This is a genomic window from Iodobacter fluviatilis, from assembly GCF_004194535.1.
Classification (GTDB): domain Bacteria; phylum Pseudomonadota; class Gammaproteobacteria; order Burkholderiales; family Chitinibacteraceae; genus Iodobacter; species Iodobacter fluviatilis_A.
The window spans coordinates 3,150,012-3,163,022 of record NZ_CP025781.1 but is presented as its reverse complement, the minus strand read 5'-3'; the positions used below and the strand labels follow the sequence as shown (position 1 = coordinate 3,163,022).

General features: G+C 47.2%; 12 protein-coding genes. 6 read left to right on the top strand and 6 right to left on the bottom strand.

What is annotated here, in order from left to right; all coding sequences use genetic code 11:
• Positions 1-38: 38 nt before the first annotated feature.
• The gene (locus C1H71_RS21080) at positions 39-188 is read right to left on the bottom strand and encodes an HU family DNA-binding protein (RefSeq protein WP_223145878.1); all 150 of its coding nucleotides are present in this window, start codon (positions 186-188) and stop codon (positions 39-41) included.
• Positions 185-325, bottom strand: coding sequence for a hypothetical protein (locus C1H71_RS21075; protein WP_223145877.1), 141 nt, complete (start codon positions 323-325; stop codon positions 185-187). Before C1H71_RS21075 ends, C1H71_RS21080 begins: the two co-directional genes overlap by 4 nt.
• 163 nt (positions 326-488) lie before the next feature.
• On the opposite strand from C1H71_RS21075, the gene C1H71_RS14070 reads away from it, so the two are divergent.
• From C1H71_RS14070 to astD, 5 genes are all read left to right on the top strand, one after another.
• On the top strand, positions 489-1,442 hold the full coding sequence (locus tag C1H71_RS14070; protein ID WP_130107109.1) for a GlxA family transcriptional regulator: 954 nt from the start codon (positions 489-491) through the stop codon (positions 1,440-1,442).
• Positions 1,443-1,658: 216 nt separating this feature from the next.
• Entirely contained in the window at positions 1,659-2,879 is a 1,221-nt protein-coding gene (locus C1H71_RS14065) for an aspartate aminotransferase family protein (RefSeq protein ID WP_130107108.1), read from the top strand.
• 370 nt (positions 2,880-3,249) lie between these two features.
• Entirely contained in the window at positions 3,250-4,272 is a 1,023-nt protein-coding gene (locus C1H71_RS14060) for an arginine N-succinyltransferase (protein ID WP_130107107.1), read from the top strand.
• Positions 4,269-5,306 carry an arginine N-succinyltransferase gene (gene astA, locus C1H71_RS14055; protein WP_262488300.1) on the top strand — a complete coding sequence of 346 codons (1,038 nt, stop codon included), beginning with the start codon at positions 4,269-4,271 and terminating at the stop codon, positions 5,304-5,306. Before C1H71_RS14060 ends, astA begins: the two co-directional genes overlap by 4 nt.
• Before the next feature lie 282 nt (positions 5,307-5,588).
• A complete protein-coding gene (gene astD, locus C1H71_RS14050) occupies positions 5,589-7,052 on the top strand; it encodes a succinylglutamate-semialdehyde dehydrogenase (RefSeq protein WP_130107106.1) in 1,464 nt (487 codons plus the stop codon).
• Positions 7,053-7,544: 492 nt separating this feature from the next.
• On the opposite strand, the gene C1H71_RS14045 is transcribed toward astD, so the two are convergent.
• Positions 7,545-9,233 carry a methyl-accepting chemotaxis protein gene (locus tag C1H71_RS14045; RefSeq protein ID WP_188053296.1) on the bottom strand — a complete coding sequence of 563 codons (1,689 nt, stop codon included), beginning with the start codon at positions 9,231-9,233 and terminating at the stop codon, positions 7,545-7,547.
• A 195-nt stretch (positions 9,234-9,428) separates the two neighbouring features.
• Positions 9,429-9,971 carry a hypothetical protein gene (locus C1H71_RS14040; protein WP_130107104.1) on the bottom strand — a complete coding sequence of 181 codons (543 nt, stop codon included), beginning with the start codon at positions 9,969-9,971 and terminating at the stop codon, positions 9,429-9,431.
• A gap of 410 nt (positions 9,972-10,381) precedes the next feature.
• On the opposite strand from C1H71_RS14040, the gene C1H71_RS14035 reads away from it, so the two are divergent.
• Entirely contained in the window at positions 10,382-10,873 is a 492-nt protein-coding gene (locus C1H71_RS14035) for a DUF3016 domain-containing protein (protein ID WP_130107103.1), read from the top strand.
• 42 nt (positions 10,874-10,915) lie between these two features.
• On the opposite strand, the gene C1H71_RS14030 is transcribed toward C1H71_RS14035, so the two are convergent.
• Both C1H71_RS14030 and C1H71_RS14025 read right to left on the bottom strand, forming a co-directional pair.
• Positions 10,916-11,644 (bottom strand): DsbC family protein, encoded by a 729-nt coding sequence (locus tag C1H71_RS14030; protein ID WP_130107102.1) that lies wholly within the window; start codon positions 11,642-11,644, stop codon positions 10,916-10,918.
• A gap of 7 nt (positions 11,645-11,651) precedes the next feature.
• Entirely contained in the window at positions 11,652-12,827 is a 1,176-nt protein-coding gene (locus tag C1H71_RS14025; protein WP_130107101.1) for a UbiH/UbiF family hydroxylase, read from the bottom strand.
• Positions 12,828-13,011 lie beyond the last annotated feature (184 nt).

Below are 13,011 nucleotides of genomic sequence, written 5' to 3'. Positions count from 1 at the left end.
TTTTTAAATCAACAAACCAACATTTTCGATTGAAGCAATCAAGCAACCGCGTCTTTAATTGCTTTCAACGGGGTATATTTCAACGCTTTTTTTGCAGGAATCTGCACTGGCTCGCCGGTGCGTGGGTTACGGCCGATTCTAGCATCACGGTGTTTAACGGCTAATTTGCCAATACCTGGCAAAGTCACTTCCCCCCCCCTTTTAGCGTTGCCCCCGTTACATCACCGAGCGCTTCTAAAGTTGCTTCTACAGACTTCTTAGAAATACCTGGCAACTCGTATTCTGCAACCCTTAGTACCGCCTCGATGAGTTCTCGCTTATTCATTATGAAATTCCAGATATTTAAAATAATTTGAATACATTGTGCCAGCCATTATTACTTTGTGTCTGTTTGAAGTTAAGAGATGGTTTAATTTTTAGACTTTGCTGCAACACCACTAGGCACAATGCCAATTGCGATTATGGCCAATTACTGAAAAAATAAGTAAATGAGTCTTATACAAAATCCTATACCTACTCAAATTGCGGTGTTGCTGCTACCTCCAGCACCACTCCTTAGCATCGCAAGCATTGATGCAGTGCTTGGCTTGGCCAATACACTGAGTGATGAAGCATTATATAAAGTTAATTATTACTCACTCGATGGTTTAGCTATTGCATTGGCAACAGGTGGACACTATCCACAAATGCCAGCACTAACAATAACTCAACCTTTTGATGTACTACTGGTGCTAGCCCAAACTGCACCAGTTTCTCATGACCCGCGCTTATCGCTACTTAAACCATTGCTGCAAAATGTGACTCAAATTGGGGCTATCGATTGTGGCGCTTGGTGGCTAGCAGCTTGTGGCTTACTGGACCAGCATAGGGCAACTTTGCGCTGGCCTGAGCTTGGCAATTTTTCCGCCTCATTTCCTAAAGTAATTTGCACGCAAAACGTATTTGAGTTTGATCGAAAATACTTTAGCTGCGGCGCAGGAGCAGCCACTTTAGATGCCATGCTACATTTTGTTAGCCAACAACAAGGACTTGGGCTGGCTGAGCAGATTGCTGAAGCGCTGTGTATTGAACACTTGCGTAGCACAGAGACTCGCCAGCGAACCTCGCATGGCTTACAACTTGGCCAGCGCCAGCCTAAATTGAGCACCGTTTTACAATTAATGGAGGCCAATTTAGAAGAGCCTATCAGTAGCGATGCACTCGCGCTGCAAGTTGGCCTTTCCCGTCGACAACTTGAGCGTTTATTTAAACAGCATTTAGATACTCTTCCCGCTCGTCACTATATGCAATTGCGCTTAGAGCGCGCCCGCACCCTATTGCAACGTACGGGGATTTCTGTGGTGCAGATTGGGCTATCTTGCGGGTTTTCTTCTGGTGCACATTTTTCTACCGCTTACCGTGCCCACTTTGGGATCTCTCCTAGAGAGGAACGTAACGGATAAGTATTTTAAGCTCAGCATGCTCTGTTCGGATGAATTAGAAAACATTTAACCAAGCATTGATTGCAATGGGCATGTGTTTAAACACGCCCCCCCCCTTCTGGATATCCCTAGGTGCTGAAGGTGTAAAGCTATAGCTTTATGTCGCATTTATAGAAGATTCATTAAGGGCGGCCGCTCTACACTAGATGCACCTCTCCAGCATGCAGGATCTACGTAATGTTTACAGTCAATCGCGCCACATTTGATCAAGTAATGGTCCCAAACTACGCCCCTGCGCCGTTTATTCCGGTAAAAGGCCTTGCATCCCGCCTCTGGGATCAAGAAGGCCGTGAGTATGTGGATTTTTCCAGTGGCATTGCTGTTACCAGCCTTGGGCATTTACATCCTGAGCTAACCGCCGTGCTACACGATCAGGCCGATAAACTCTGGCATTTATCCAATGGTTTTACCAATGAGCCAGCACTGCGGCTGGCTCAGCGTCTGATCGATGCCACCTTTGCTGAGCGTGTATTCTTTTGTAACTCTGGCGCAGAGGCCAACGAAGCCGCGCTGAAACTAGCCCGCCGCTATGCAGTCGATCATTTCTCTAGCGATAAAGATCAGATTATTTCCTGCACCCAGTCTTTCCATGGTCGCACCCTGTTTACTGTATCGGTAGGCGGCCAGCCAAAATACGCAGAAGGCTTTGGCCCAACACCTGCCGGTATCAGCCACGTGCCATTTAATGATCTGGCGGCCATTGAAGCCATGATCAGCGACAAAACCTGCGCGGTGATTGTAGAACCCGTGCAAGGCGAAGGCGGTGTTATTCCAGCAACGCAAGCATATCTAAACGGCCTGCGTGCGCTTTGCGACAAACACAATGCCCTGCTGATTTTTGATGAAGTGCAGATAGGCGTGGGCCGCTCGGGCTCCCTCTATGCTTATATGCACTACGGCGTCACACCAGATATTTTGACCTCGGCCAAGGCTCTGGGTAATGGCCTGCCAATTGGTGCGATGCTGACGACCAAAACCATTGCTAAATCCTTTATCGTGGGCACACACGGCTCGACTTATGGTGGTAATCCGCTAGTCACCGCCGTAGCCAACAAAGTGATTGAGCTGATTAATACGCCAGCCGTATTAGATGGCGTAAAACACCGCAATAAGCTGTTTGTAGATGGCTTAAACAAGATCAATACAAAACACGGTGTATTTAAAGAGATTCGTAGCAGCGGCTTATTGATTGGCGCCGAGCTAGCCCCTGTATTGCAAGGCCGCGCTAAAGATGTGATCACTCTCGGTGCAAAGCACGGGGTAGTGCTGCTGATGGCGGGCCCAAATGTATTACGCCTGCTACCCTCTTTAGTGATTTCAGAAACGGATTTGAATGAAGGCCTGCGCCGTTTAGAGGCAGTGATTGCTGAGCTGGTACCGGCGACAGTTGCGGCTTAGGTTTACAAATAGGATTAAACCCACACATTTAACCACGGAGGGCACTGAGAACAACAAATTCAACACAGGCATGTAATGTCTAACTGTTTTCTCCGTGCTCCTCCGTGTTCTCCCAAACTCCGTGGTTCAAGATTTGGGTTTTAAAATAGACTCTTCATCATTCCCGAATACCTTTATCGGGAATCCAGCCTCACTACTGGATCCCCGACTAAAACACTCGGGGATGACGGTTTGAAAATCTTATTAAGCAGTTGTGGCGTAGCCAGTAATGCCAAATGGTTTTCTCCGTGTAACTCCGTGTTCTCCCAAACTCCGTAGTTCAAGATTTGGGTTTTAAACTCCACCACCCACCTCCATTCGGATCGTCCCTATGCTTATCGTAAGACCAGGAAAACTGTCCGACCTTGATCAACTGGAACGCATGGCGCGCTCTAAGGGGCCGATTTTGCATTCGCTGCCGCCAGATCGTGCACGCCTGCAAGAGCTGATTTTGCGCTCAATTGACTCCCTACAAAACGAGATCGACTACCCTGGCGAAGAAAGCTATTTATTTGTATTAGAAGAAAACGGCACTCTGTATGGATCGGCTAGCATCGTCGCACTTGCGGGGCAGCACGAGCCTTTCTACGCTTTTCGCAACGAAGTGGTCGTGCACGCCTCGCGCGAGCTGCATGTAAATCATCGGATTCACGCCTTAGTGATGTCGCATGAGCTAACCAGCTGTACGCGGCTGACAGGCTTTTATATCGAGCCAGAAAAAGCCGCTTATGCTGATCTGCTATCACGTGCGCGGCTATTGTTTATTGCTCAGCACCGCCAGCGTTTTTGCAAAGACATTTTCTCAGTACTACCTGGCATCGCCGACGCAGAAGGTAACTCACCATTTTGGGAGAGCGTAGGGCGCAAGTTTACCCGCCGTGATTTTGCCGAAATGGAGCGTGAATCAGCCGGGCGCAGCCGTGGTTTTATTGCCGAAGTAATGCCGGTTGATCCGCTCTATGTACCACTACTCTCTATCGATGCGCAGCGTGTAATGGGTGAGCCCCACCCCGGATCACGCCTGCCTTACCAATCCCATCTGGATGAGGGCTTTGAGCCAGATCGCTTTATCGATATTTTTGACGCAGGGCCAATACTAACCAATACGCTGGATGCCTGTTACTCACTGCGCCACAGCGCGCTGCATCATCTGGCTTACACATCCGATGTGCACGGTACAGCCAGCTATCTGGTTTGCAATACCTCGGCCAGCGAATTTCGCTGCATTAAAACTCACCTACCCAAACAACTCAGCCACGATATTGCACTACCAACAGCACTGGCTGCGACACTAGAAGTCAGCACCGGCAGCGATGTACGCTGTGTAAAACTTAACCACTCAGGGGCGGCATGATGAAGATTGTCCGCCTCTGTCAATTTAGTGACGTAGATAAACTCGTTGAGCTGGCGCATAAAGCGGGCCCCGGCATGACCACACTCAAGCCTGATCCAGGTGCACAGGCAGCGCGTATCGATCGTGTTCGCCGCACCATAGAAGGCAGCGCAGCCATAGCCGATCAGGGCTATCTATTCTTAATGGAAGAAACGGACACTGGCGAGATTGTGGGGGTCTGCGGTATTGAAACCGCAGTGGGACTAGAGCAGCCGTTTTACACCTACCGCATCGATACCTCGGTTTACGCCAGCCGCGAAATGCATATCTGGAGCAAGATGGATAAGCTGACCATCTCGCACGATCTCACCGGCTACACCGAGCTGTGCTCGCTATTTTTAGACCCGCTGCACCGTGTCAGCTGCAACGGCGCGCTCTTGTCCAAATCTCGCTTTATGTTTTTGGCGCAATTTAGCGACCGCTTTGGCGAGCGCGTTTGCGCCGAAATGCGCGGCGTATTTGATGAAAATGGTGACTCACCTTTTTGGCGTGCGCTGGGTAGCCATTTTTACCGCATCGATTTTCACGAAGCAGACCGGCTGGTGTCCCTCGGTAAGAAGTCATTCCTTGCAGAGCTGATGCCGCGTTTCCCCGTGTATATCGACTTTTTACCGGACGATGCCAAAGCCTGTATTGGCGCCACGCACAAAGACACCACCCCTGCCCGTCATCTGTTAGAAAGTGAAGGCTTACGGCTAGAGCGGCACATCGATATCTTTGAAGCAGGCCCCGTGCTAGAAGCCCGTATCGACAGCCTGCGTGTGATGCGGGAAAGTGGGCTTTGTAGTGTGGTGATCAGCGACACACACAAAGCAGCACCATCAGCACCGCATTTAATCGCAACCGGTAAGTTAAAGAAATTCCGAACGGGGCTGATCTATACAGCGCCAGAGCAAGGCTTGATTATGCTAACCCCAGCAGAAGCCAAGGCATTGCAAGTGAGCACTGGAGATCAGGTCAGAATGATGGAAGCTTATCCACGGAGAGTGGTGTAGCACCAAACATAGCGATCGAAACCCAAATCTTGAACCACAGAGGAAAAGGAGAACACGGATGGACACAGAGGAAAGCAAGTAAGTTGGCGAAATCAAAGATCATTCCTACTCAGTCTAAAATCCTGCATTTACGCTGGATCGCCGACAAAAACGCTCGGGAATGACAACAATAACTCTAGAGGGGTTTCTCCGTGGAACTCCGTGTTCTCTGTGCTCTCCGTAGTTCAAGACTTGGGTTTTGCTTTAGGTTTTGAATCAACCAATATCTTAAAGGACAGCAATATGGCTCAACTGTTTATGAATGGCCAATGGCAAGATGGCACGGGTAGTGAATTGATTTCTACCAATCCAGCGAATAACGCGGTGGTGTGGCAGGGTAAGAGCGCTAGCAGCGACGATGTGAATCTAGCTATGCAGAGCGCCCGCGCGGCCTTCCCTGCATGGAAACGCACCTCGTTAGAAGCACGGATTGCCATCGTGCGCCGCTTTGCTGAATTACTTGGCGAGCATAAAGAAGACCTTGCCCACGCTATTGGCTTTGAAACCGGTAAGCCATTGTGGGAATCACGTCAGGAAGTGGCGGCGATGGTGGGCAAGATTGAGATTTCTATCCGCGCCCATGCAGAGCGCACGGGTGAGCGCAGCAGCGCGACCCCTGATGGCAACGCCGTTTTGCGTCATCGCCCACATGGTGTGGTAGCTGTGTACGGCCCTTATAACTTCCCTGGCCACTTGCCCAACGGCCATATTGTGCCTGCGCTGCTGGCGGGCAATTGCATTGTATTTAAGCCGTCCGAACAAGCGCCGCTGGTGGCCGAAAAAACCGTGCAGCTTTGGCAAGCGGCTGGCCTGCCTGCCGGTGTGATAGCACTGCTGCAAGGCGAAAAAGAAACCGGCATTGCTCTGGCGAAACACGACGATCTAAATGGCCTGCTGTTTACTGGCAGCTCTGGCACTGGCGTGGCGCTGCACAAGCAATTTGCTGGCCGGCCTGATTTTATGCTGGCACTGGAAATGGGCGGCAATAACCCGCTGATTATCGCCCCCACCGAAGCGCTGGATGCGGCGGTACACCACACCATTCAATCGGCGTTTTTATCCGCTGGCCAACGCTGCACCTGCTCGCGCCGCATTCTGGTGCCGCACGGTGAATTTGGTGATCGCTTCCTTGCCCGCCTGATTAAAGTGGCTGGCAAGCTATCTATCGGCCATTTTGATGCTGCCGAGCAGCCTTTTATGGGCTCGGTTATTTCTTTGACCGCCGCACGCCAGCTTATGGCCGCGCAAGATAAGCTGATTGCCCTTGGCGCTGTGCCGCTGCTTAAAATGCAACACGCCGACCCAAGCAACGCCTTTGTTACGCCAGCGATTCTGGATGTGAGCAAGGTGGCTAATTTGCCAGACGAAGAATACTTTGGCCCGCTGACGCAAATCATTCGCTACAGCGATTTTGCCAAGGCGATAGAGATGGCCAACGACACGGCCTATGGCCTGTCTGCTGGCCTGTTAGCTGATGACCCGGCGCTGTGGGATGAATTTAAAACCGAAATCGACGCTGGGGTCGTGAACTGGAACCGCCCAACCAACGGCGCATCCTCTGCCGCGCCATTTGGCGGCACCGGCAAATCAGGCAACCACCGCCCAAGCGCCTATTACGCCGCCGACTACTGCGCCACACCGATGGCATCAATTGAATCAGCCAGCTTAGTGCTGCCCGCTCAGTTGTCACCAGGGATGAGCTTATAAAGCATCCACCAAGAGAGCTTACTTAAGTGTCAAGTTTCGCAAGATCATAAACTCGTTTTTTAAATAATTCAGGTTTATTTTCTTGCCATTTTTTCATTGGTTGAATAGGGCTTTCGTGATCAAGTGCTTTCTGTGGAATACCGATTTGAGACAGATTTCGCGGGTTTTTGAGGCGAATAGCTGGCTATTCAACGAGAAAATGCGTGAAATATGGCCAAATCCGGCTTTTCCGTAGTAGATCAGTCTTAAGTCCGACAGGCTGCTAGGTGTCTGGCTAAGTTGCTAAGATTGAATACCCCTTCACGACTTGGATTGATATTTGATTAGAACGGCAAAAGATTCAAAGAGCGTCAAAACTTGAATATTGAAATCATCAATAGATACAGAAACACCATGCGGCAATTGCAATTTCATTCCCGTTAACGACATATCTACGGTCACGGACTCCACCCAGTGCCCATCCACATCCAATTCCACCCAAAAATTGCTTCCCTAAAGGGGTACGGCCCGTTTTTCATGCGTAGCCACTTCTACTATTATTTCTGTATCAAATTGAAAAGCCCCAAGGCAATGCTTTAATTTATCGGTTAGATCATACAAATCATGGCTAATGGTGCCAGTGGTATGAGCACGTTCCGCGCTATCTTGTAGGGCAGAAAACAAGACTTGCAAACGATCGCGCTGCTCGGACATCATTTCAATTTGCCCCTTAATTTCCTTAGTCACCGTTTGCGAGAGGTCAGTTGTGGTCCGTGCGCTATCGCTAATTTCCTCAATAGCCTTGGTGCTCACCAATGCCTGCTCCAAGCCTGTTTGAGTGCTTTGTAAAATAATTGTCATGGCCGCTCGGCTTTCACCAATCAAACCAGCCAGCTCTTTAATAATCCCGCCAATCTCCGATGTTGCCTCACCCGTACGGTAAGCTAGTTTTCTGACTTCATCGGCGACCACAGCAAAACCGCGCCCCATTTCTCCTGCACGCGCAGCTTCAATAGCGGCATTCAAAGCCAGTAAATTAGTTTGCTCGGAAATTTCCCGAATCACCTCGGTAATCCCTTGGATTTTTTGCCCCGCCTGATCCAATTGCAACACACTACCCTCAGCCTCCTGCGCCTTCTCTGAAATTGCGCTCATTTCCTGTTGGCTAGAGCGCACGGCCAGCAAGCCTTTTTGCGCCAAGCTACTGGTTTCATTCACCTGTTGCTGAATCTGCTCTGAGCATGCTCCCACCTTGTAAGACGCTGCATTTAAACGATCGGTCACATTATTCACTTGCTGCGCACTTTCCTCCCTTTGCTTAGAAGAATCCACAATGTCACGGCTAATCTCGGTAATTTGATAAGACGACAAAGTAATTTGCTTACTCACACGCAAAATTTGCCGCATATGCTCAGATAAATGCGAAACCAATAATCCCATATTTGCCAAGACACTCTGATTGCTATTTTTACTGACAAAAGAATAATTTCTTAAGATTAAATCACCAGTCACAATGGCTTTAACTAGGTCCATTAAATAAGAAGGCTCGCCGCCTAATCTTTTTTTCATTTCACGCATTAATAAAATCAGTAAACCGGTCACAATAATGACCCCAATTAAGCCCAATAATATAGAGGCTTTAATAGCTCGACTTGATTCTAAAATCAAACCCTCTGATGTTGTGGATGCAAATTCATTGCCCTTAATCACCAGATGATCAATTGCAGATCTGTGTGCAGCATAAGAGGGCTTTAGCTCAATTAAGGTTTGCTCAATCACCGGTTTATTACTACTTTTCACCGCAGGAATTAAGCGCTGATCGACAATATCCCAAAAACGTTTGGCCGTAACTTGCGCCTCGCCTAGTAGCATTTTCTTTAAATCAGGGGTGAGATCGCTGCCTTCCCAATAGCTAATTCGGGTGAAATAGTCTTTTTTTAATTGAGCCAGTTGCGCCAATAAACGTGCTTGCTCTTCAGCATCAGCACTCAGTAGCTGATATGACACCAACTGCGCTTCGATGATATACAAAGGGGGCGGCAAAATATCGGCCACCACATCCTTGCCTTGCCCCATCAGGCCTGCTGCAAGCGCTGTTCTACTCTGGAAATAATAAGACTGTACCGCCAGCCCCAGCACAATAATGAGTACCAGCGACAAGATCAGTAGCAGAAAGTTTTTTAAACTGAAACTTGCAATCAAAGCAATCACCATGAAAAATTATCAACAATTATAATTAAAGTTCAATTACAAAAGTAATACAAGAATTCAAGGATAGCTTGAACGATAAAATAGTACCTATAAAAAACCCTCTTGAAATGTATGTTGCAACAGGCAAACACATGTCAAGAGGGCTAGCCTGTCGAACTTAAGGCTGATCTACCGTAGAAAAGCGGATTAGCTCACTTTTTCTGTTAAAAAAGGGCGCGTCGCAAAGTTTTGTGAGATTTTTTCTAGCTGGCGCAAGGTATCGCCGCGCAAGGCGTGAATACCGTTATCGCCTTGAAAATTAGCACGCACTGCAGCAGAAAAATGCTCGCGCAACCATTTGCTGGTCATTTCAATAGCCTCATCGCTATCCGAGCCTTCAAACCACATGCTTTGTACGTGAGCAGGATCATAAAAAATGGTCGACTGCACATCTACCACGGGCACCTTCACCGCAGCCTTATCGCTCCAGCGCAAGCACGCCAATAATTGCACGCTACCTTTCTTGCCTATAGGGGTTTTAATCACCCAAATACGATCAGGATAGCTTTCGCTCAACTCACTTAATTTGCCACGAGATGAACGAAACCAGCCAATGTGCCCAGCAGCCATATCTGCTTTTACATCTTTCCAATAATACAAAACATCCATATTGAAGACTTCCTTTTTCGTTAAACACTTGCTAATCAGCCAAGCTAAATACCCTGCACTTAAATCAAGCAAAGAGCTCAAGCAATCTCATTATTGAGAAAATCACTTAAAAATGGCCAACAGATCCAATACCAAGATGACCTAGTGGATTACACATAAACTATGATTTGCGTAAATACACCTACCACAGCTTACAAAGATACCAAAGGCATGCAGGATAAAAAAGGAGCTCTTGTTGTTATACATCTCTAACAGCAATCATTACATGCAATTGTGTTGGGGTGTAGACAATTCACTTGTTTAACAAAGAAAAGCACTTTAAATTTACTCGATAATCACACTAATATGCAATCAGCTGTATCTATTTACGCTATAAATTAACATATTGTCATGCACCCACAGCCTACAAAAATCATAAGCTATTGTTTTAATTATGTTAGTTTAAGCAAGCACAAAAATATGTCTAATCAAACACGCAACGGAGTAACACGATGAAAAAGATTTTTCTAAGTTTCGGCCTACTTGCTTTGATTAACACTAGCTCATGGGCTGGCAGTGCCAATGTCATTTGGCAGGCTCCCGAAAAATACACAGATATCCGTGCCACACACGAACAACAAGATCGCTTCCAGCAACGACTATTTACGTACATGGAAAAAACATTTGCAGATTTAGCCCAAAAATTGCCCACTGATAGCTTGTTAGAAATCACCGTCACTGATTTTGATCTAGCCGGAGATATCCCACCCATGCAAGGGGGTCGGATGAATGGAGTACGTGTAATTAAAGATATTTACAGCCCTAAAATATCATTCAATTATATTTTTACCCAAAATGATAATGTTATTTCAGGCTCAGAGAATTTTCGCGACCTCAATTTTATGTCTGGCCTACACCGCATAAATAATCAAGATGACTTTGTGTATGAAGAAAAAATGCTCAGAAAAGGCTTTGATAAATTGCAGGCACGTTTAGTTAAATAAAAAAAGCCAAGCATTCGTGCTTGGCTTTTTTTTATTGATGAATTACTTAGCAGCAAGTAATTGTTCAATTTGCTCCTTAGGAATTGCCCCAGATACAATTTGGCCTGATTTAAAAATCAGGGCAGGTGTGCCGCTAATGCCAAGGGTTTCGGCCAGTTTCATATTTTTTTCAACTGGATTTTCGCAATCTGACTTACCTTCAAGCATTTGATCTTTAAGCATAAAATTGCTCCAAGCTGCTTGTTTATCAGCAGCACACCAAATAACTTTTGATTTACGCTCTGCATCTGGGTGAATACTTAAAGGCATTAAAAAAGTATAAATAGTGACATTCGTAATACCATTTAAACTTTCACGCTCTAAACGTTTGCAATAAGGGCAATCTGGATCAGAGAATACCGCCAGTACGCGGGAACCATCGCCACGCACTTCTTTAAAGGCTTGCTCTAATGGCAGTTTGCTAAAATCTGTTTTTTGTAATTCAGCCGTGCGCTGCTCTGTTAGGCTAGATTTTTTAGCTAAATCAATCATATCCCCAGCCAAGATATATTCACCTTTAGCATCGGTATACACAATCTGCCGCTTCGCAATCACCACCTCATAAATACCTTTCATTGGCGTGGTATTGATCGAGGTAATTTCACGGCCAGGTAATTGCTTTGCCAGCTTTTGCTTAAGCTGGGAAATAGAATTATCTGCCGAAGCAGAGCAAGCCGTTAAGGCTAAAAAACCAGTAGCAATCAAAACTTGAGTAACAGACTTCATTTTCATAAATATCCTAAGCATCCATTGCATGGCGAATTAATTGCCTTTTTAGCCATGGTAATTGGTTAGTGGCCCCTAAGCCCAGATTTCGTAAAGTTTTTAGCAAGGGGTTCGTATTATTAAATAATTTTTGCAAACCATGACAAACGCTTTGCATGGTGTAGACCGCTTCACTGCGCGCACGTTCATAACGGCGTAACAGCAAATAATCACCTATTTGATTCACAGGTGTTTGTACCAGTAATGCCGCCAATTCAGCCACATCACCAAAACCTAAGTTCACCCCCTGTCCAGCCAGAGGATGAACGGTATGGGCGGCATCACCAATCAGCACCACCTTATCACTCACGGTATGTGGCAATTGATTTAAACGAAGTGGAAAAGCGGCCGCAGGGGTAATTAGCTGCAAAGCACCTAAAAGTGCTCCACCCGCTGCTGCAACATATTGGCAAAGTGCTTCAGGAGATAGCGCCATTAATTCAGCCCGCTTAGCATCATTGCAAGACCAAACCATAGACATGCGATGACCTGCCAATGGCAGCCACGCCAAGATACCATCGGGCATAAACCATTGATGCGCCACCCCAAGATGTGACTTTTCAATCGTAAAATTAGCCACTACGCCAAACTGCTCATACGGTGTGACTTGCGGTACGATGCCAAGCTGGCTTCTTACCCAAGAATGAGCACCATCCGCGCCCACAACCAAACGCGCACGCAATTGACGGCCATCGCTTAAGCTAAGGGTAGCAGCACGCTCATCCACATGAAGTAAGCTAGGAGTAGCAGGAGTAATCATTTGGATATGGCTACAATCGGCAAGCCCTGCCCACAGTGCTTTTTGCAGTTCGCGATTTTCTAGCATAAAAGCCAGCTCATCCACGCCTGCTTCCAGCGCATTAAATTGCAAAGAAGCTGCGTTCGCATCGCCAAATATTTTCATCGCAGATGTAGCTTGTAAACGCGTCGCATCCATCTGCTGCCACGCACAAATCCGCTGCAATAATTGCCGACTAGCACGGCTAATTGCATAAATGCGTTGGTCCCAAGACTCTAGCGGCCAATCCCAAGCGGGCGGGCTGCCTTCTATTAGCATGACCGTAAGACTAGTCTGTTTGAGCGCCAAAGCTAAGGCACTTCCTACCAAACCGCCACCGACGATGATGACATCTGCGTCAAAATTTTCCATGAAGCGAAGTTTATCAGGCTGTTGCTTTAGAAACCAAACAAAGAACAGTTTGCTACAGCCAATTTTTCACAGCCCTAGGGGCTGATGGCGTATGACTCAAGCTGCGCTGGCTAGCTATCTTCGACCACCAAAGTCTTCCAGCAACATATCTTGCTGGGGCAAGACCAAGGTTTTTAGGGTCTGT

Excerpts from the sequence above, each read along its gene's own strand:
- C1H71_RS21075 (WP_223145877.1), bottom strand. The coding sequence starts at position 325 with ATGAATAAGCGAGAACTCATCGAGGCGGTACTAAGGGTTGCAGAATAC.
- C1H71_RS14070 (WP_130107109.1), top strand. The coding sequence starts at position 489 with ATGAGTCTTATACAAAATCCTATACCTACTCAAATTGCGGTGTTGCTG.
- C1H71_RS14065 (WP_130107108.1), top strand. The coding sequence starts at position 1,659 with ATGTTTACAGTCAATCGCGCCACATTTGATCAAGTAATGGTCCCAAAC.
- C1H71_RS14060 (WP_130107107.1), top strand. The coding sequence starts at position 3,250 with ATGCTTATCGTAAGACCAGGAAAACTGTCCGACCTTGATCAACTGGAA.
- astA (WP_262488300.1), top strand. The coding sequence starts at position 4,269 with ATGATGAAGATTGTCCGCCTCTGTCAATTTAGTGACGTAGATAAACTC.
- astD (WP_130107106.1), top strand. The coding sequence starts at position 5,589 with ATGGCTCAACTGTTTATGAATGGCCAATGGCAAGATGGCACGGGTAGT.
- C1H71_RS14035 (WP_130107103.1), top strand. The coding sequence starts at position 10,382 with ATGAAAAAGATTTTTCTAAGTTTCGGCCTACTTGCTTTGATTAACACT.
- C1H71_RS14030 (WP_130107102.1), bottom strand. The coding sequence starts at position 11,644 with ATGAAAATGAAGTCTGTTACTCAAGTTTTGATTGCTACTGGTTTTTTA.
- C1H71_RS14025 (WP_130107101.1), bottom strand. The coding sequence starts at position 12,827 with ATGGAAAATTTTGACGCAGATGTCATCATCGTCGGTGGCGGTTTGGTA.